Raw genomic sequence first — 20542 nt, 5'->3', positions numbered from 1 at the left:
TCCTCGTCTTTTGCGGGCTTCTCAGGAACCGCGGAACACTGGCTTGCGCTTGCCATGAAACGCTTCGACGCCTTCACGGAAATCGTCGGAAGTTCGCAGACGGCTATAGCAATGCCCTTCGAGTTCGATCGCGATCGAGAGCGGCGTATCTTCGGAATCGTTGAGCAGCTTCTTCGCCGTGCGTTGCGCAAGCGGCGAGAACGTGCGCAACTCGTCGACGAGTGCATCGGTGGCGGCTTCCAGTTCCGCATCCGGCACGCACTCGACCGCGATGCCCCATTCGTACGCCTGCTTGCCTGGTATGCGGCGCGAACGCATCACGATGTCCTTGGTCCTGCCGATGCCGACCATCTGCTGCAAACGCGCCGACCCGCCCGAGCCCGGAATCTGCCCGAGCTTCTGTTCAGGCAGCGCATAGAACGCGGTGTCAGTGGCGATGCGGAAGTCGCACGCGAGCGACAACTCGAAGCCCACGCCGAAGCAGAAACCGCGATTGGCCGCAATCACCGGCTTCGAGCAGCGCGCGGGCGCTGCGATATTCCAGGCGAGCTTCGAGACATGCTCGGGGGAGGCTTCGAGAAAGCCCTTGATGTCGCCGCCGCTCGAAAAGTGCTCGCCTTTCGCGCGCACGACGATTACGCGCACGCGATCGTCTTCATCGAGCGCTTCGAACGCGGCGCGCAACTGGTCGCGCGCGTGCATCGAGATCACGTTGAACGGCGGACGATGCAGGATGATGTCGGCGCGCTCGCGCCCGGCGTCTATCTCGATCGAAAAGCCGTCGAGGTCTTGCAACAGCGCCTGGCCGCGATGGATCAAATCGGTCATGTTGGTCTACTCCTTCGTGATTTCGGTGTGATGTGCAGCGGATGCGGACGGACCGTCATCGCATTGATATTCGCCTGCGGAAAGCTTGCGGCGCAGGATCTTGCCGACCGGCGATTTCGGGATGTCGTCAACGAACACGTAGTCGCGCGGACGCTTGAAGTTGACCAGGTCCGACTCGCGGCACCACGCGTCGAGGGCGGCTGAATCGACGTAATCGCGGCGCTTGATGAACGCGACCACACGCTGGCCCCAGCGTTCGTCTTTCACGCCCGCGACGGCCACTTCATCGACCGACGGATGCAGCGAAAGTACCGATTCGATATCGACCGGCGAGATGTTCTCGCCGCCGCTGATGATCATGTCGTCGACTCGTCCGGAAACGTACAGGTCGCCGTCTTCGTCGAAATAGCCGGTGTCGCCGGTGAAATACCAGCCTTCGCGAAGCGACTTCGCGTTGGCGTCGGGGCGGTTCCAGTAGCCTTCGAACGCTTCGTCGCCGAGCAGGTCCGCGATGATCTGACCTTCTCCATTCACCGGTGCGAGATCGTCGGGCGACTTCGCGTCGAGCTTCACGACGCGAAGTCGCGTATTGATGCCCGCACGTCCCGCGCTGCCCGGCTTTTTCGTCGCGTCTTGATCGATGCTGAACGTGTAGACCTCGGACGAGCCGTAGTGGTTGACGAACAGTTCCGGCTCGAACGCGGCCGAGAGGCGCTTGAGCAGGCCATCGCTCATCGGCGCGCCCGCGAAGCCGAGCTTCTTCACCGACGAGGTATCGATATTCGCAAAGGCGCGATTGGCGAGCAGGTCGTGATAGAGCGTCGGCACGAGATACAGACACGTCAGGCCGTGCTGCTCGATGGATTCGAGCGCGAGCTGCGCGTTCCAGCGCCGCACACAGACGAACAGACCATCGACGAGCGCCATCGAGAGCAGCGAGCGCACGCCCATCGTGTGATAGAGCGGCATCACCCCAAGCGTGCGTTCGCCGTGCCGGTACAGGTTCTGCGCGACGTGCGCGAGCGCGCCCGAGCGTTCGTGCCGGTGGCGGCGCGGCACGCCCTTCGCCTTGCCGGTCGTGCCCGATGTGTAGAGAATCAGCGAGACGTCGTCTGCATTCGCGTCGGTGGATTCGCCTGCATGCGCGCGTTCGACGAGCAGCGCATCAAAGGAGGACGTGCGGCCTTGGGCATCGTCGAGTCCGATGCGCGGCACATGTTGCGCCGCGCTGCTTTGCACGACGGAATCCGCGCACACGGGTTCGTAGACGATCGCCTTCACACCTGCGTCGGTCACACAGTAGTCGAGTTCGTCGGGTTTGGCGCGCCAGTTGAGCGGCACGATCACGATGCCCGCGAACTGGCAGGCCCAGTGCAGCGTCGCCATCTCCCAGCGGTTTTGCAGCACGACGAGCAGCCGGTCGCCGCGTGAGAGACCGAGTTTGCGCAAGCCATCGGCGACATCGAGGATGACGCGGTGCCACTGCGCGTAGGTGAATCGCAAATCGCCATCGACGAGCGCAAGCGCATGCGGGCTGCGCTCGACGCTTTGCAGGAACGTGCGGCCGAGATCAAGCATGCTCGACCTCCTGGCCTTGTTCGCTGCGAACGCGGCCATTGCGACATGCCGCAACGTCGAGCACCGCCTTGACGATGGGCGTGTAGCCCGTACATCGGCAGATATGGCCGGAGAGCATCTCGCGCACCTGCTGTTCACTCGGATCGGGCACGCGTTGCAGATAGTCCGCGCACGACATCAAGATGCCCGCGGTGCAGAAGCCGCACTGCAGCGCGTGATGCCGCTGGAACGCCTGCTGCAGGTCGCCGAGCGTCTGATCGGGTGCGAGACCCTCGACCGTATCGACACGCCTTCCCTGCACTTGCACCGCGAGCATCAGGCACGAACGCGCCGCAACACCGTCGATGTGCACCGTGCACGCGCCGCAAACGCCGTGTTCGCAACCGACATGCGTCCCGGTCGCGCCGAGTTCGTGCCGGATGAAATCCGACAGCAGTTCGCGCGGCTCGCAATGGCCGCTACGTTCGCGGCCGTTGAGCGTCAGCGCGATGCGCTGCGCTTCGCCTTGCCGCAGGATGTTCGTCGATGTCTTGCTCACTTCGCCTCCTCAATCACGCGCCATCCGAGTTGCCGGACCAGATGCCGGCGATATTTCGCGCTGATGTGGGCGTCGTCCTGCGCGCCCAGTTTCCAGCTCAAATCGTTCAATGCCCCGCGCAGGTCGTCGCCTGAGAGGCGCGGCCAGCTTTCGACCGCCGGCCGGTCCGCGACGCCGCCCACCGCGATGCGGATCGCGTCGTTGGTCACAACCGCCGCGCATGCGACCATCGCGAAGTCGCCGTGACGCGCGGAAAATTCCGCAAACGCGTAACGCTCGTCCGGCTTCTTCAGCGGAAAACGCACGGACTCCACGAGTTCGTCCGGTTCGCGCGCCGTCATCAACATGCCTTGAAAGAAGTCCTGCGCCGCCAGCACGCGCTTTTTCTTCTTCGAGCGCAACGTCACGTCGCCGCCGAGCGCGGCAAGCACGAGCGGCAGTTCGGCGCTCGGGTCCGCATGCGCGATCGACCCGCATACGGTCCCGCGATTGCGGATCTGAAAGTGCGAGATATGTGGGAACGCCATCGCGAGCATCGGCACTTCGTCGCACAAACTCTTGCGCCATTCGACGCTCCCTTGCGTCGCCGCTGCGCTCACGCGCAATTGCCCCGTGGTTTCGTCGGCATGAACCGCGTTCAGCTCGTCCGTACGCGAGATGTCGATGAGCACGCGCGGTTGCGCGAGCCGCATGTTGAGCACCGCCATCAGCGACTGTCCGCCTGCGAGCACGCGCGCGTCCTCGCCGAACTGAGCAAGCGCTTCGAGTGCATCGTGCGTCGACATGGCGCGCAGATAGTCGAACGGAGCAGGCTTCATGTTCGGCTCCTGAAACGCGCAATGAAGCGCGTTAGCCATGAACCGCCCGCTTGCACCGGCCGGCCGGCGGCCTGCCGTCCGAGCGATTCGAAAAGTTGTTTGAGCACCACTTTCGCCGCGCCTTCGAGCATGCGGCCGCCGACCGCCGCGACCTTGCCCGACACCTGCGCTTCATAGTCGTACGAGAGCCGTGTGCCGCCGTCAGTCGGCGTGAGTTCGACAAGGCCGTTGCCGCGCGCGCTGCCCAGCGGCGAGATGCCCGCGCCCGCCAGCCGCAGCCGGTGCGGCGCGTCGATCTCCGACAAACCGATGCGCGCCTCAAAGCGCGCCTTGATCATGCCGACGCCGACCGTCACATCCGCGCGATACTGGTTCGGCGCCGTCTCGTCGAGCGCATGGCAGCCGGGGATGACCTTCGCGAGCGCTTGCGGGTTCAGCAAGACGGCGAAGACCGCTTCGGGCGTCGCGGGCAAATCGACCGTGCCTTGCGCCGTCAGCGCCTTGCCGCCCGGCGTTGCGGGTTTTTTCGCGGGCGCGTCGCGCAGTTCGGGCCGCGACGGCTCCGGATCGTCGATGCCGATTAGCGCCATGACTTTGGACGGCGTGAGCGGCAGGCGAACATCGTCGACCCCAAGCGCATCGGCTACCGCATTCGCGATGCACGGCGGCGTACTCATGTTGTTGCCCTCGCCAAGACCTTTCGCGCCGAGCGGCGTGAACGGCGACGGCGTTTCCAGATGCACGATCAGCGGATCGGGCACTTCGCAGGTGGTCGGCATCAGATAGTCGGCGAGCGTGCCGGACTGGAAACTGCCGTCCGCGCCATAGCGGAACTCTTCCATCAACGCCGCGCCCAGACCCTGCGCGAACGCGCCACGAATCTGGCCGTCGGCGAGCGCCGGGTTCAAGAGCGTGCCGGCATCGTGTGCGGTTACGTAGCGGTCGATTCGCACGCGGCCCGTCGCGCGATCCACTTCGACGCCGCACATATCGAATGCGAACCCATACGCCGCCGATGTGTTGATGCGATCGTTCTCATCGGGCGCTTCCATGTACGGCGGCGTCCAGAACACGGTCTCGCGCAGGCCCGGTTCATCGCCTTCGGGCAGGAGCGCGGGCGCCCAGTGCGGCGCGTTGCTGGCGGCGCGCGAAAACGGCAGCGCGCGATCCTCGGCGCCCTTCGCATAGATGCGCGCGCCATCGAAGCAGACCTCCTCGGGCGCGCAGCCGAGCTGTTTCGCGACGATGCGCGAAAGCTTGTCGCGCACCCGTATCGCGGCGAGATGCACGGTGCCCGCCACGGCTCCCGCAAAGCGGCTCGAATAATTTCCCGACGCGACGGACCACGCGTCCTTGTGCGTGTCGAACTCCACGTTCACGACGATGTCTTTCGGATCGAGCCCGAGCACATCCGCGACGACTTGCGCGCACACGGTCATGTGTCCCTGCCCCGCCGGCGTCGAGGCCACCGTCACGACCACGCCGCCGAGCAGATCGACGCTCACCGTCGCACTGGCGATCGCGCCGCTTTTCGGACCGGCTTTCCTGCGAGCGTCGGCGGGCATCACGGTCGTGATGTAGCCCATGTTCGATATGGAAGGCTCGACGATTGCCGCAAAGCCGATGCCGTACATCCGCCCTTCGTTGCGCGCCGCCTCGCGCCGCGCAACGAGTTCGTCGTAGCCGCCGTCCGCGAGCGAGCGGCGCAACGCTTCCTGATAGTTGCCCGAGTCGAGCAGCGCGCCCGCCGCCGCGCGATACGGAAACGCATCGGCAGGAACGAAGTTGCGGCGGTACACGTCGAGCACGTCGAGCTTCAGTTCGATCGCGATGCGCTGCATCAGCCGTTCGAGCGCGAAGTAGACCTGCGGACCGCCGAAGCCACGCACGAGTCCGGTCGGCGTCTTGTTGGTCAGCACGACGCGATTGCGCACGACGAGGTGGTCGATGGCATACGCACCCGTCAGGCAGCCATGCATCCGGTAGAACGTCGCGGGTTCCGGCGCGCGCACGTAGCCGCCAACATCTTCGAGCTGATCGTAGGAGAGCGCTGTAATGCGTCCGTCGCTTTCGACGGCGGCTTCGACCGTCGAGAAGCGCGCGGTCGCCGAAGTGGCCGCGCTCAGATGCTCCAGCCGGTCCTCGACCCATTTCACCGGCGCGCCCGCCTTGCGCGATGCGAGGCACATCAGCACGACATAGGGAAACACCGCCTGTTTCACGCCGAAGCTGCCGCCCGAATCGCGCGGCGCCTTGTGACGCAGACGATTGGCCGGCACGTTGAGCGCCATCGCCATCACGGCGTGCAGCGAAAACGGCCCCATGAAATTCGAGGTGACGTCGTAGCCTTCGCCGCCCGACAGATACTCCGCGATCACCACGCCGCATTCGATCGGCGCACACGTATTGCGCGGGTAGTGCGCGACGCACTTCACGCGATGCGGCGCCTTTTCAAACGCCGCTTCCGGATCGCCGTAACGAAAATGCCGGTCGCTGATCACGTTGGTACCGACGCGCTCGTGCAGCACCGGCGCATCTTCACTGATCGATTCTTCGATCGATGTCACCGGTTCGAGCATCGCGTATTCGACCTTGATGAGATCGAGCGCATCTTCCGCAAGCGCCCGCGATTCGGCCATCACCACGGCCACCGGCTCGCCGACATACCGCACGCGATCCATCGCGAGCGACCATTGCTCCATAGGGGACTTCACGCCGACGACAAACGGCCGCGACCATGCGCGCAGATCGTCGCGCGTAAGGACAGCGCGAACGCCCGCCAGCTTCGACGCCGCCTGCGCGTCGATCGATACGAGTCCAGCATGCGCGTGCGGCGAGCGCAGTACGGCGGCGTGCAATGTGCCGGGTTTGATCGCAATGTCGTCGCCGTAGCGGCCGCGGCCCGTCAGGATCGCGGGATCTTCGAGGCGCTGCATCGAGCGGCCGACGTGGCGCTTTGCAGGCGGCTCCTGCTCGGCGCGTGCGTCGACGATTGCGAACGAAGTCTCGCGCCAGTTCATCGCGCGGCCCCTTCGTCGCCGCTCGCGAACGCGTCGGCAAGACCGCTCCAGCGCTGCGCGATCTCGCCGTGCTCGATGCCAAACAGATCCAGAATCCGGCCGACGGTGTGATCGACCACGTCCTCGATCGTCTTCGGATGCGCGTAGAACGCCGGCACCGGCGGCATGACGATCGCGCTCATTTCGGTGACGAGCGTCATGTTGCGCAGATGGGCGAGGTTCAGCGGCGTTTCGCGCGCGACCAGCACGAGGCGGCGGCGCTCCTTGAGCATCACGTCGGCGGCGCGCGTGAGCAGGTTGTCGGCGAAACCGTTGGCCACGCCTGCGAGCGTCTTCATCGAACACGGCGCGATCACCATGCCGTCAGTCAGGAACGAGCCGCTCGCCACCGCCGCACCGATGTCGCGCACGTTGTGGACGACGTCGGCGAGCGCATTGAGGTCGCCGCGTCCGAGGCCGAGTTCCTGCGCCGCCGTGACTGCGCCCGACGCCGACACGATCAGATGCGTCTCGTGCGTGCCAAGCCGCCGCAGGGCGGCGAGCAGCCGCACGCCGATCGCGGCGCCGCTCGCGCCCGAGATGCCGATCACGATGCGCGCCTTGTTTCGCTCAGTCATGGTCGCGGCCCAGATAGGCTTCGAAAGCGGCGTTGTCGCCGGCGACGAGCGCGTCGAGGTCGACCGTGTCCTGTCCGGGAATGCAAACGCGCGTGAACACATGTTCCGGATAGACCACGGGACGCGTCGCATCGAGACCCATCTTTGCGCTCACGCCTTGCAGATGCGATGGCGCGTCCGCCGGCTGGCCCACCGTCGTGGACGGATCGAGCGGCGAGCCCTGCGCCCCCTCGATCACGACGAGATCGCGATCGGCCTGAAAGCGCGTCGCGATAGCCCATTCGATCTCGGCGGGATCGTGCACGTCCACATCGGTATCGACGACGACGACCTGCTTGATGTCGTAATGCGCGCCGAACGCGCAGAGGATCACGTTCTTCGCTTCGCCTTCCCGCTTCTTTTCGAACTGCACCCAAAGGTGATAACGGCACACGCCGCCAACCGACAGATGCACGTCCGTGACACCCGGATGGCTGCGTCGCAAATGCGCGAGCAGCGTTGCTTCACGGGGAATCCCGCCGAGCAACAGGTGTTCCATCTCTGCGGGCACGATCGTATGAAAGACCGGATCGCGGCGATGCGTGAGCGCCGTCACCTCGATCACTTCGCGCGCTTCCTTCGCGCTGTAGTACTTCGGGAACTCGCCGAACGGGCCCTCCGGCTCGCGCACGTTCGGCAGAATTCGCCCTTCGATGACGATCTCGGCGAACGCCGGCACATGCACGCCACTCGTCACGCATTTCACGACCGGCAGCGGCGCGCCATGCAGTGCCCCGGCGATCTCCAGTTCGTCGTGATCGATCGGCGTGATCGCCTGCGAAGCGAGCATCGTTAGCGGATCGACGCCGATCGCGACGGCCACGTCGAGCGCATCGCCCGCTTCCTCCGCGGCTCTCTGGAACGCGTACAGATGGCGCGGCAGAAGCAGAATCGCCATGCGATCCGGGCCGTGCACCTGAATGCGGTTGATCGACACGTTCTGCACGCCAGTGCGCGGATTGCGCGCAATGACGAGTCCCGCCGTGATGTACGGACCGTTGTCGTGTTCGCTGTGAGTGGGAATCGGCAGCAATGCGTGCAGGTCGATGCCGTTCGTATGAACGATCTCCTGACAGGGCGCGTCTGCCCGATCGACCACCTTCGATGCAACCGGCTGCGCGACCGCCGCCGAAAAGCGCGCGAGCAGGCCCGCTTCCTCGACGCCCATCGCCTCTGCGATCCAGCCGCGCTTCGACATGAAGCCGGAGACGACCGGCACGTCCTTGCCGCCGGGCTGCGTGAAGAAAGCGGCCTGCGAACCGTCGAGCCGTTTGGCGATCGCGGCGAGTTCATGTTCGAGCGCAACCGGCCGATCGATCGTCGCCAGGCGGCCGGACTTCGCGAGATGCGCGAGCCAGTCGCGCAGCGTGAGCGCTGAGCGCTCTGAACGATCCGAAGCCCACGAAAGCGTAAAGGTGGAAGAGGTGCCGTGCGGCGCGGCATCGCGAATATTCATCTGCGTCTCCATCGATCCCTTGCGTTTTTGCGGCCGGAGCGCCGCGGCAAGGGATGACATGCAGCGTAGCGAGATCGCGATATAAGTTCTAATACTGTTTTTTGATGTTTTGAATCATTAATGTTGATATCGGCGTTAGCCCCAATGACACCGATCTTTCAAATCGATATCAATACACGGTGGCGTGGCGCCCCGGCGCACCGCCGGGTATTGCAGGAATGGCCGACACGTCGGTCGCGGACTCAAACTGATAGCGTGGCTGGGCATCATTAGTCTTATTGATATCAACCCGAACGAGAAATGGACCTCAAACAAATCCAGTATTTCATCGCGCTGTTCGAGGACGGGTCGGTCACGCGCGCGGCCAAACGGCTGAACATCGTGCAACCCGCACTCAGCATGCAGATTGCGAAGCTGGAGGAAGAATTACATCAGCAACTGTTCGAGCGCGGCGCACACGGCATGGCGCCGACCGCCGCCGGACGCCTGATGTATCGCCTCTTTCTGCCGATCATGCGCGACCTTGCGCACGCGCGGCAGCAGCTCCAGCAGCGCGACGAAGTGGTGACGGGGCATGTGGGCATCGGGCTCATCGCATCGGTGACAGAGAGCGTGCTTGCCGATTCGCTCTCGCGCTTTTATGCGCGTTATCCGCATGTCGAAGTAACGGTGGCGGACGGCTATAGCGCGACGTTTATTGACTGGGTCGCGGGCGGCCAGCTCGATGCGGCCCTGATCAACAAGCCCCGCGCGCGCCTGTCACTGGATACGCAGACGCTGCTCGATGAGGAAATGGTGCTGGCGACGAGCGTCAGGCATGGCCCTGACCTGCCCCACACGATCGAGCTAGCGCAGTTGCCCGAACTCGAACTTGTATTGCCGACCAAGCGCCACGGCCTGCGCGGCGTGCTCGATACCGCCGCACAGCACGAAGACGTGCTGCTTGCGCCTCGTTTCGAAATCGACGTACTCAGCACGATCGTGAAGCTCGTAGAGAGCACTCGCTTTGCGACGATCCTGCCGCGCATCGCCGTCGGGCGGGCCGTGCAGCGCGGCACACTGCGGGCCTATCCGATTCTCGCGCCGCGCATCGTGCGGCATATCGTGCGCGTGAGCCATCCGCGCAGGCCGTTGTCCGCTGCGGCCGAGGCGCTGATCGAGATCATCGCCGACGAATTGCATCGCGTGTCGAACGCATCCGCGAACGCCCCTCTTATCTCCAAGGAAACTGCATGAAAGCACCACACTGGATAGCCGGCGCATGGGTCGGCGTGCCGTCGGTCGACAGCATCGACCCCGCGACGGGCGAAAGCATCGGCCAGTTCGCCGACGGCGGGGCGGCGGAAGCCGATGCGGCCATCGACGCCGCACGGAACGTCTTCGACCGCACGACATGGGCACAGGACGCGCGCCTGCGTCAGGACGTGCTGCTCGCATGGGCCGGCGCACTCGATGCGCAACGCGAACCGCTTGCGACCCTGCTTACGCGCGAAAACGGCAAGGCGATCGCGCAATCGCGCGGCGAGATCGCAGCCGCGATTTCCGAAGTGCGATATTACGCAGGACTCGCCCGGCACATCGCCGGACACGTACTGGAAACGGAACCGGGAACGGTTTCGACGATGTTGCGTGAGGCCGCTGGCGTCGCGGCCATCTTCGTGCCCTGGAATGCGCCTGCGGTATTGCTCGTGCGCTCGCTCGCGCCCGCTCTCGCCGCGGGCTGCACGGCAATCGTCAAATCCGCCGCTCAGACCACGATCGTTATTGCCGCCATGCTGCGCTGCTTTGAGCAGACGGCGCTGCCCAAGGGCGCAGTGAACCTCGTCAACGAGATTGGCTATGCGGCGGGCGAACGACTGGTCGAGTCGCATGACGTCGACGTGGTGAGCTTCACCGGTTCAACCGCGACGGGCAAGAAGATCATGGTCGCCGCCGCCGAAAGCATGAAGAAGCTCTCGCTGGAACTCGGCGGCAAGTCGTGCTGCGTCGTCTTCGAGGATGCGGACGTCGCCGCGATCGCGCCGCGTATCGCACGCGCCGCGACGATCATCTCAGGTCAGCAATGCACTGCCGCGCGCCGAGTGCTCGTGCATGCCCGGCGAGCGGAGGAGATGCGTGAGCATCTGACGCGCGCGCTCGAAGCGCTGAAAGTGGGCGAAGGCATCGACGAGGCAACGGACATCGGTCCGCTAATCGACGCGGCCACGCGCAACGCGGTTGATCAGACCATTGCCCGCGCCTGCGATGAAGCCGACCGCGTACTGCTGCGCGGCACGCGCTCAGGACACGCGTTTCTCTCGCCGACGCTCGTCGAACACAGCAACCCGAAAGCGTTCTTCTGCCAGGAGGAAATCTTCGGGCCGTTCGTCACGCTTGAAACGTTCGACACTGAAGCGCAGGCAATCGACAGAGCCAACGATACCGTATTTGGTCTCTCGGCGAGCGTGTGGACCAACGACGGCGCGCGCGCGTTTCGCATCGCGCGCGCGCTGCGCAACGGCACGGTGTGGATCAACGATCACAACAGGCTCTTTGCCGAAGCGGAAACCGGTGGCTACCGGCAAAGCGGTCTTGGCCGCCTGCACGGCTACGATGCCCTCGCCGATTTCACGGAAATCAAGCACATCTGCATGCCGGCAGGCGTCGCCGATGGCGTGACGCCGCTACGCTGAGTGAGTTGGCGGGCGGTCAATTCCGCCTGCTTCTCAACGTGGCGAAACCCGAATGGCGGCCATCGAAAATTAGTGCAGCGGCCAACCTTTTTGAGAAAGCAGACGAAAGACACGCTCGTTCCGAAGGCGCATCTCTCATGAATAGACACCTTGATGTGATCTCGCTCATACTGAATGAAATGAACGCGTCCCACCCGTGATCGTATGCGCGGAGGCGTGGATCGTCACGGGCTAACAGCATCAATGTGCCCAGGTGGAAAATGCAAGCATTTCCCGGCAACCGGAGGATCCACCATGAATAGTATGGCCGTAGGCGTTGACATCGCCAAGCAGGTTTTCCAAGTGCACTACGTTGATCCGGAAAGCGGAGAGATCGTGAACAAGCCGATCAAGCGAGCGATGTTTCTAGAACACTTCGCGAATCGTGCGCCGTGCCTAATCGGAATGGAAGCATGCGGCGGTGCGCATCACTGGGCACGGCAGCTAATCAAAATGGGGCACGAGGTCAAACTGATACCAGCGGAATTCGCCAAGGCGTTCAACATTCGCAACAAGAGCGATGCCGCTGACGCGCGCGCGATTTGGCTCGCCGTTCAGCAACCGGGCAAGCCAGTCGCAGTGAAGACGAGACGCAACAGGCGATGTTGTCGCTGCATCGGATGCGCCAGCAACTCATAAAATTTTGCACGATGCAGGTCAACAACCTGCGTGGATTGCTAACGGAGCACGGCGAGATAATGGGCAAGAGTCGTGCTGCTCTTGACCGGGCGATTCCCGCCGTACTTGAGCGAGTTGCCGAGCGATTGCCTGCGGTTGTTATCGACTCACTTCGCGAGCAGTGGATTGGGTTGAAGAAACTCGACGAACAGGTCGCGCAGATTGAACGCCAGATGCGGGAATGGAAGAAAGAGGATAAGGCGGTTAAGGCCATCAGCGAAATCGCGGGCGTCGGGTTGCTGACCGCGACAGCAGCCGTCGCGACCTTGGGTGACCCGAAGGCATTCAGTTCGGGCAGGGAGTCTCGGCGTGGGCTGGTCTTGTACCCTAGCAAACGGGTCCGGGGGTAAGGTGATCTTGCACGGCATATCGAAGCGCGGCGACACATACCTGCACGCTGCTGATTCACGGTGCGCGATCGGTGTTGGAACACGGGAAAGAACCTGGTCCATGGGTCGAACAGATGATCAAACGTCGACCCAAGAACGTGGTGATCGTCGCGCTTGCAAACAAGATGGCACGCACAATCTGGGCAGTGCTTGCGCACGACAGGCCGTACCGGAGGGACTACGTCTGTGTGAAGCCCGCATAAATCGTTGCGCTTCGTGTAGACGATCAACGTTAGAGCACCAGGTGAACATCGAAAGTTTGCGCAGCGATCGAGTGTGATGACTAGTCAGTAGGACCTGGGACTCGCTAACCTGCATACTGACTCGAGCTTCGAGCTCGTTGCAAGAATGAGGAATGAGTCAGCGGATTTTATAGGGGCCCGCAGCGGCATTATCGGCTGCACGAAGGCCGGATAGAGAGCTGCAACCCACCCTGTCATTCTGAACAACCGAAAGTTGTTGCAAAACGGGACGCAGGTACGCATCTACACCATCAGTGGCGACACTCTGACGCTCAAGACGGAACTAAACAGGAATTCCGTCGATGAGCGCGAAGGAACAGGCATCTTGACGTTCGAGCGAGTATAAGGATCCGCGCCCGCAGTGACGCCGTACTGCACTGCGATCAAGATGCTCCATCTCTTCATGCATGTCCTTGCTCAGGCAATCCAAACTAATCTGGCCGAGCACCGAATCGTGCGAAGGCGCGACCGCATGAACCCGGTCTACCACTGGCAACAAACGGACCCAAGGCTCATGGCCAAAAAGGGGCATTCAGCCGGTGCAGTCAGACGGCGTTTCGTTAGCGAATCTCTTTCGGAATTCCCCGAGCGGCGACAAATGCATCATCGGATACCGGGTTGCTTCAGACCTCAGCGCGACCATACCCCGCCGTGCTCACGGAGTGCGATAAAGCAAGCCCAACCCAGACGCTCGACATCAGGTTGCTCCGACGGCTGACCCGGCCTTCCAAGCGCTGCGGAAGACAGGGCCCTTCATTTTCTGGGCCGCGATTCCGGGCTAGGATCCGAACGTTTAATTCTAAAGACCTCGGCGGTTTGCTCCTAGATAGTTCATCTCATACAAAGGAGGTGAAGGATTCTAGATCACCCGATACCAGCCGCGATGTAAGCGGTTTTCACCGTCGTGAAGAACTCTTGCGCATAGCTGCCCTGTTCTCTCGCTCCGTAGCTGGATTTTTTCCGGCCGCCGAACGGCACATGGTAGTCGACCCCGGCCGTCGGCGTGTTGATCATCACCATGCCGGCCTCGACGTTTCGCTTGAAATGGCTTGCGTACTTGAGCGACGTCGTGCAAATTCCTGCGGACAATCCGAAGCGAGTATCGTTCGCTACGGCAAGGGCCTCGTCATAATCGTTGACCCGAATGACCGACGCAACCGGGCCGAACACTTCTTCCTGATTGATCGTCATGGATGGGTGCGTTCCGGTCACCAACGCAGGCGTGAGAAAAAATCCTTCCGTGTCGGCATCTACACGGGCACCGCCGAACACGCTTCCGCCTTCACGCTTTGCGAGTCGAATATAATGTTCGTCCTGCGCTAGCTGTCTCGCATCGACGACCGGCCCTATTTGCGTTTGAGAATCCAGCGGGTTCCCCACTTTGAGCACGCTCATGCGTGCATGCATTGCTTCGACGAACTCGTCATGAATGCCGCTACCGACGATCAGACGACTCGATGCAGTACAACGTTGTCCCGTCGAATAGAAGGATCCGTTGATGCAGGCTTCGACAGCGACGTCCATATCGGCGTCGTCGAGCACGACCATGGGATTCTTTCCCCCCATTTCAAGCTGCACCTTCTTCCCGCTCGAAACGCATTTCTCGGCGACAGCTTGACCCGTCATCGCCGATCCCGTGAAGCTGATTGCATCGACATTGGAAGACCGCACGAGCGCTTCGCCCACGGCCGCGCCGGGTCCCATCAACAGATTGACGACACCAGGCGGAGCCCCGGCGTCGAACAGGATTTTCACGAGTTCCCACGCACACCCCGGCACCAGCTCTGCCGGCTTGATCATGACACAATTGCCATACGCAAGCGCCGGTGCGATCTTCCAGGCCGGTATTGCAATCGGAAAGTTCCACGGCGTGATGAGACCGACTACGCCTATCGGTTCCCGAGTGACCTCGACTGTCAGACCCGATCGAATTGATGGAAGTAGTTCGCCATCGGTTCGCAACGCCTCTCCAGCGAAGAACTTGAAGATCTGTCCCGCTCGCTGCACTTCGGCGGCAGCTTCCGAAAGCGTTTTGCCCTCTTCTCGCGATAGCAGCGTCGCCAGCTCCGCCTTCCGAGACAGGATGATCGAAGCCGTCTGATCTAATAAGTCAAAGCGTTCCTGTGGACCACTCTTTGACCATGAGCAAAAGGCCTCCCGTGCCGCAACGGCTGCGATCTCGATCTGTAACACATTGGCGTCGGCGTATTCACCGATTACATCGTTGCTATCCGACGGACTCACGTTGGGTCGCCAGTGTTCACCAGCTACCCACTCACCGTTGATCAGGTTTCTATACTGATTCATTTAACTTCGCCAAATGAAAGAAAGTCTTTCCGTGTGCCGGAAATCTTATGGAACGGTTATACCGGCCTGCGCAAACTGGTTACGTCGCGAGCGGCGGTGCCGACACGGCGACCTTCGGCTCGTCGACGCGCTTCCCGACCATCAGTGCGTACACGAGCGCAGCCAGAAGCGCGATTGCAGCACTGATAAGGAACGCGTCGACAAACGAATGCGTCCGATCGACGACAACACCGGTGACAAAAGGCGCGAACGAGCCGCCGAAATAACCGCCGAAGTTTTGAATGCTTGCAAGGGAAGCCGCCATGTGCCGCGGCGCAGCCACAGACACAAGCGCCCAACTCGCGCCACATGCCATCTGGACAAAGAACATCGCGACGCAGAGATAGAGAATCGCAAGTGTCAGATTCGGCGTGAACGCAGCGGGAACCGTAAATAAAGCTCCACCAATCAGACCGACACAGATAGGCCACTTTCGGCTTTTAATCGGCGCGATACCGCGGGCCTGCAACGCATCGGCAACGAATCCGCTCGATAACATGCCAATCGTGCCGAAGAGATATGGGATGGACACCAGCCATCCGGTGCTTGCGAGCGACAGATGACGCTCACGCTCAAGATACGCAGGAAGCCATGTCAGGTACAGCCACAGCATATAGATGATGCCCGCATTGCCGAGAATCATGCCCCAGGTGGTACGCGTCAGAAACAAATTACGCCATTCCGACATCGTCATCTTTCGCTCGACCTTGGTGTCACTTGCACCTTCGTTCAGATAGGCGGCTTCTCCGTCCGAGAGCGTCACGTTTTTGCGGTCACGATAGATCAGGTACCAGCCGAACGACACCGCGATTCCGAAGCCACCCATGATCATGAACATTTGTCGCCAACCGCACGACAGCATCATGACAGTCAGAATCGGGGGCGCAAGAGCCGGCCCGATCGTCGACGAAGTAATGAAGATACCCGTCGGTCGACCCCGCTCCCGAATTCCAAACCACTCGCTGACCACTTTCGCGCCAGCCGGAAAGTTTGGCGATTCACCTACTCCGAGCGCTATACGCGCAATGATGAACTGATGGAGGTTCGTTGCCAGCCCTCCACTAAATTGAGCGGCGGACCAGACAAACATTCCCAGTCCGAGCATCACTCGCGAACCAAGCTTGTCGAGAAGCACCCCGACCGGCAGTTGCGCAAAGGCGTAAGCGAACGAGAAGGCAGACAGCAATATTCCCATCTGAGATGCTGACAACCCGAGTTCACTGCTGACGGAATGGTTCGCGATAGACAATGTGCTCCGATCGAGATAATTGACAATCCCTGCCAGCGTCAGAAGCGCTATTGACGCCACCTGTATGCGCTTTAATTTCTTCGACTTCTCGATCATTCCGTCTCCTTATATTTTCGAAAAATAGGTATTTGCTTTCACATTGAACAGCGCTACGTCCCGAGCTACATCTAATGACTATCGGCGGTAGATGTCCGCGAGCACCTGCAATGGATGACGAAGCGTCTTGCCTCGCAGACGCCTGACCTGACAGCGACAGGAATAGCCTGTCGCCAGGACCTCCCGACTTTCCTCGTTTCTGACCGGGCAATCGGATTCAGGAATCTGGTGCGCCCACGACAGCGCGAAGATGTCGGTCGATGTAGTCACGTTCCTCGCTTCATGACCGTAAGTGCCTGACATCCCGCAACACCCTGTTGAGGGCATCACCACGTCCAGACCTGCTGCGGCAAAAACCGCTTTCCAGAGCGCGGTAGCTTGCGCGGCGTTGGTCTTCTCCGTGCAATGAGGTAGTAACTTGAACGACGCGCGTGCCGCTTTGGGCGTGTGCGACGAACTGATCGCAGTCGCGAGCCACTCCTGTGGCAACAACACATTCGGGACGTTTTCGCTTCCGAGTACCTTGGAATATTCCTGGCGATACGTCAGCGTCATGGCCGGGTCGATCCCAACCAGCGTGACACCCGTATTTGCAATATCGAGCAGTGTCTGGGCGTTCTTGCGCGCGGCCTGCGCGAACCGTGTCAGAAAGCCCAGAACGTGGAGAGGCTTCCCATTCGGATGAAAGGGCGCAAAAAATACACGAAATCCCAAAGAATCCGCGAGCTCGACAAATGCGGTCTCGACGTCGCCACTAAAAAAACTTGTGAAAGTGTCGCGGACCATGACCACGCAACGTTTCCGTTCGCTTGCATTCATCCGCATCAGAGTCTCAGGCGTCGCGATAGCCCATCGGTTCGACTTGCTGGCTTCGCTCTGGGCAATGATCGGTGTGTCGACTACTCCGACAAAGTGCTTAAGCAACAGTCGCGCGAACCGGCTGTCCACAACACCGTTGTAAAACTGTCGCCCCCCGGGCACGGAGACCAGCTTTGGAATCGTGTGTTCGAGAGAAGCAATCATGTAGTCGCGAGCCGGGCGAAGATATCGTGTGTGGTAATGCTCCAGAAATCGTGATCGGAACTCCGGCACGTTAACCTTGACCGGACACTGAGCGACGCAAGATTTGCAGGCGAGGCAGCCGGTCATCGCCTCATACACCTCGTTCGAAAAATCATCTTTGTTTCGACCGCGACGCAGCGAATTCAAAAAACGTACGGGCAAGCGCTTCGCACGCGGTCGAGCGATCAGATCGGTACCTGCAGCTACCTGCAGACGTAACCACTCACGCATCAACGACGCACGGCCTTTCGGAGAATGAATGCGTTGACGTGTCGCTTTCCATGAAGGACACATCGAATCGTCCGGATCGAAATTAAAGCAAGCGCCATTGCCGTTACATCGGACGGCGTCACCGTTCGCTTCCCACACAGCGTCGCTGATCTCGCGATCGAGTTCACCTCGCAAAGTGGTGGAGTCAATCTTGAGAAGTGTGCTATCAGCGCCTGTCGGTACGGCGATCTTTCCGGGATTTAGCTGGTTATATGGGTCAAACGCTGCCTTGATTCGCTGCAAGGAAGGGTAAAGGCTCCCGAAGAAGGTCGGTGCGTATTCCGAGCGCACGCCTTTCCCGTGCTCTCCCCAAAGAAGTCCGCCGTACTTCATGGTGAGCGCCGACACGGCATCCGAGATGGGCCTGATCAAGGCAGCATCATCGGGGTCTCTAAGATCGAGCGCGGGACGCACGTGCAGCACGCCGGCGTCGACATGGCCGAACATTCCATACTTCAAACCGTGGGAATCGAGCAACGCGCGAAACTCTGCGATGTACTCCGCGAGCTGCTCCGGAGGAACAGCCGTGTCCTCGACAAACGGCTGAGGCCGCCTTCTATCGCGTACGTTGCCAAGAAGGCCGACTGCGCGCTTTCGCATTGCATAAACACGGTTGACCGCCACATGTCCCCAGGCGATCGTGTGGCCAAAACGCCGAACGCTCCGGTCCGTGCTGATGTGCTCTGCAAATTCAGCGACACGGCTTTGCAACTGACCGAGATCATCGGCGCTGAATTCAACGAGGTTGATACCTTGAGCGCTTCGCTCGTCGTTATAGTCCGGAAAGAACTCGGATATCGAAGTCCAGACAACGTCATCGCGAGCTAGCGCGAGTACCGTGGAGTCCACCGTCTCAATGGACAGCGGCCGATGTTCCATCAGAGCGCGTGCATCCCTCAGCGCATCCATGAATCCTTCATACTGGATATTCACCAGCGCCGAATGAAGCGGTATCGGCAACACGTTCATTGTCGCCTCTACAACGAAGCCGAGCGTACCCTCCGCGCCGCAAATCAGGCTATTCAGGTTCAGCCTTCCGTCACGCTCGCGAAGATGCGCGAGATCGTATCCCGTCAGGCAGCGATTAAGCGGCGGGAATGTGTCTCGTATGAGTTCAGCCTGATTGTCGGAAATCTCGCGGGCTGTTTTGTAGGCCCGTCCAACAATATCCGTCCGTGCGCAAAGCTGTTCCAGTGCTGCATCGTCGACCGGCTCGGAGACGAGCGGAACGCCTCCAAGCAACACGCTCTTCAGAGCGATGACGTGGTCGCGCGTTTTCCCATAGGTACAGCTGCCTTGTCCGCTGGCGTCCGTGCTGATCATTCCGCCAATCGTGGCGCGGTTCGACGTGGACAGTTCCGGAGCAAAGAATAATCCGTGCGGTTTGAGAGCCGCATTCAACTGGTCCTTGACGACGCCTGCCTGAACCCTTGCCGTGCGTTTAATCGGATCGATTTCAATGATGCGGTTCATGTGGCGGGACAGGTCGACGACGATACCGTCGGTCAATGACTGGCCGTTGGTCCCGGTGCCACCGCCCCGGGGCGATACCACGACGCTTCGAAATCGCTCCTCGGCGAGCAGCCGCGCGATGCGCTCAACGTCAGCGGCGTTGCGAGGGAAAATCGCAGCCGTGGGTCTGCGCTGATAGATCGAATTGTCCGTTGCGAGTACCGTGCGCGTCGCATGGCTGACGTCGACCTCGCCCTCCAGACCCGCAACGCGCAGCGCTTCGAGAAACGCTGCTTCGGAAATAGTCTCTCGTGTTTCTTCTAGTTTTATCTTTATGACCTTCATGTCGCTTACCTTTCATGCGTCCTTGTGCGGCACTCTGCGTACGTATCGCTTCACTTGCGTCCATAGAGCAACAGGCCTGACGCGTCGTTGCGATGGCCGCATTCAGAGAGAAAACGCGAGGTCACGCGTCGGCGACACTCAGGAGATAAGGCTTACCCTGTTGATGTGACTTGCCGCTGCTCGCCAGGAACATGCGTCCTGGCGAGCGACGCGCGCGCAAGTTCAGCCGATCTGAACTCTGTCGAGAATCTCGTCTGAGCCAACCTCGAGAGGAAGGAAATTGATCGAGCGCACATAATCCGGTCGCGGCTGTTCGACTTGTTCAGGCTTGTTCTTCACCTGGTTGTAGACGATATAGGCCTGCCATCGATCGTCACCGGACAGGTTGTGACCCGAGGAATGCACGATGTTAGCGTCGAAGAACACGACTGTCCCCGGGCGGCCGATAATAGGCACGGCCTTGGGATGGCTGGACAAGATATCGAGCATCGTCGGCTTGGGTACCACGTAGAAGCGGTAACCGGTTGCCTCGTCGAACGTCGGATCGAGTGAACCGAGTTTATGGCTTCCCGGGATGAAGTAGAGACATCCGCCCATTTCGGTCGGCTCATCGAGCATGACCAACGCGGTTGTCATGTGCGGCTCTTTCACGCCGTCGATATGCCAGGTGCCGAAGTCCTGGTGCCATTGCCATACGGAACCGTCGATTGCCGTCTTCAGATTGCACTTCGTGTGATAGACGTAGAGTTCGGGATCGTCAATCAGTTGTTGTGCCGGCTCGAGCAATCTGGGGGAGCGCACGGCGGAG

Annotated in this window: 13 protein-coding genes and 1 pseudogene; 3 read left to right on the top strand and 11 right to left on the bottom strand. The window is 61.1% G+C overall.

What is annotated here, in order from left to right; translation table 11 throughout:
* Positions 1 to 21 precede the first annotated feature (21 nt).
* Genes QCE73_RS38355 through QCE73_RS38325 form a run of 7 tightly spaced genes read right to left on the bottom strand, consistent with a single transcriptional unit; the run spans position 22 to position 8894 of the window.
* Positions 22 to 828 (bottom strand): enoyl-CoA hydratase-related protein, encoded by an 807-nt coding sequence (locus QCE73_RS38355; RefSeq protein ID WP_309885986.1) that lies wholly within the window; start codon positions 826 to 828, stop codon positions 22 to 24.
* 6 nt (positions 829 to 834) lie between these two features.
* Complete coding sequence (locus QCE73_RS38350) at positions 835 to 2406, bottom strand: AMP-binding protein (protein WP_309885985.1); 1572 nt, start codon at positions 2404 to 2406, stop codon at positions 835 to 837.
* Positions 2399 to 2944 carry a 2Fe-2S iron-sulfur cluster-binding protein gene (locus QCE73_RS38345; protein ID WP_309885984.1) on the bottom strand — a complete coding sequence of 182 codons (546 nt, stop codon included), beginning with the start codon at positions 2942 to 2944 and terminating at the stop codon, positions 2399 to 2401. The genes QCE73_RS38350 and QCE73_RS38345 overlap by 8 nt, the downstream gene beginning before the upstream one ends.
* Positions 2941 to 3762, bottom strand: a complete 822-nt coding sequence (locus QCE73_RS38340; protein ID WP_309885983.1) for an FAD binding domain-containing protein — start codon at positions 3760 to 3762, stop codon at positions 2941 to 2943. The genes QCE73_RS38345 and QCE73_RS38340 overlap by 4 nt, the downstream gene beginning before the upstream one ends.
* Entirely contained in the window at positions 3759 to 6782 is a 3024-nt protein-coding gene (locus QCE73_RS38335; protein ID WP_309885982.1) for a molybdopterin cofactor-binding domain-containing protein, read from the bottom strand. Before QCE73_RS38335 ends, QCE73_RS38340 begins: the two co-directional genes overlap by 4 nt.
* Entirely contained in the window at positions 6779 to 7399 is a 621-nt protein-coding gene (locus QCE73_RS38330) for a UbiX family flavin prenyltransferase (RefSeq protein ID WP_309885981.1), read from the bottom strand. Before QCE73_RS38330 ends, QCE73_RS38335 begins: the two co-directional genes overlap by 4 nt.
* Positions 7392 to 8894 carry a UbiD family decarboxylase gene (locus tag QCE73_RS38325; protein WP_309885980.1) on the bottom strand — a complete coding sequence of 501 codons (1503 nt, stop codon included), beginning with the start codon at positions 8892 to 8894 and terminating at the stop codon, positions 7392 to 7394. The genes QCE73_RS38330 and QCE73_RS38325 overlap by 8 nt, the downstream gene beginning before the upstream one ends.
* A gap of 300 nt (positions 8895 to 9194) precedes the next feature.
* Here QCE73_RS38325 and QCE73_RS38320 point away from each other — a divergent pair, with 300 nt between their 5' ends.
* The 3 genes and pseudogenes from QCE73_RS38320 (at position 9195) to QCE73_RS38310 (ending at position 12875) form a co-directional block, all read left to right on the top strand.
* Positions 9195 to 10130, top strand: coding sequence for a LysR family transcriptional regulator (locus QCE73_RS38320; protein WP_309885979.1), 936 nt, complete (start codon positions 9195 to 9197; stop codon positions 10128 to 10130).
* Positions 10127 to 11566 carry an aldehyde dehydrogenase family protein gene (locus QCE73_RS38315; protein WP_309885978.1) on the top strand — a complete coding sequence of 480 codons (1440 nt, stop codon included), beginning with the start codon at positions 10127 to 10129 and terminating at the stop codon, positions 11564 to 11566. The genes QCE73_RS38320 and QCE73_RS38315 overlap by 4 nt, the downstream gene beginning before the upstream one ends.
* A 294-nt stretch (positions 11567 to 11860) precedes the next feature.
* Positions 11861 to 12875, top strand: a pseudogene (locus QCE73_RS38310) (IS110 family transposase).
* 903 nt (positions 12876 to 13778) lie between these two features.
* On the opposite strand, the gene QCE73_RS38305 reads toward QCE73_RS38310, so the two are convergent.
* The 4 genes from QCE73_RS38305 to QCE73_RS38290 all read right to left on the bottom strand — a co-directional run.
* Positions 13779 to 15221 carry an aldehyde dehydrogenase family protein gene (locus QCE73_RS38305; protein WP_309885977.1) on the bottom strand — a complete coding sequence of 481 codons (1443 nt, stop codon included), beginning with the start codon at positions 15219 to 15221 and terminating at the stop codon, positions 13779 to 13781.
* Positions 15222 to 15300: 79 nt separating this feature from the next.
* The gene (locus tag QCE73_RS38300; protein WP_309885976.1) at positions 15301 to 16605 is read right to left on the bottom strand and encodes an MFS transporter; all 1305 of its coding nucleotides are present in this window, start codon (positions 16603 to 16605) and stop codon (positions 15301 to 15303) included.
* A gap of 78 nt (positions 16606 to 16683) precedes the next feature.
* Positions 16684 to 19734: an FAD-binding and (Fe-S)-binding domain-containing protein gene (locus QCE73_RS38295; protein WP_309885975.1), complete on the bottom strand. Its 3051-nt coding sequence runs from the start codon at positions 19732 to 19734 to the stop codon at positions 16684 to 16686.
* Positions 19735 to 19956: 222 nt separating this feature from the next.
* Positions 19957 to 20542 (bottom strand): phytanoyl-CoA dioxygenase family protein (locus QCE73_RS38290; RefSeq protein ID WP_309885974.1); only part of this gene is annotated, 586 nt, incomplete at its 5' end.

Source organism: Caballeronia sp. LZ029 (assembly GCF_031451275.1).
In the GTDB taxonomy this organism is placed as follows: Bacteria; Pseudomonadota; Gammaproteobacteria; order Burkholderiales; family Burkholderiaceae; genus Caballeronia; species Caballeronia jiangsuensis.
The sequence above is the reverse complement of the archived record's forward strand: the minus strand, read 5'-3'. Positions and strand labels throughout refer to the sequence as shown.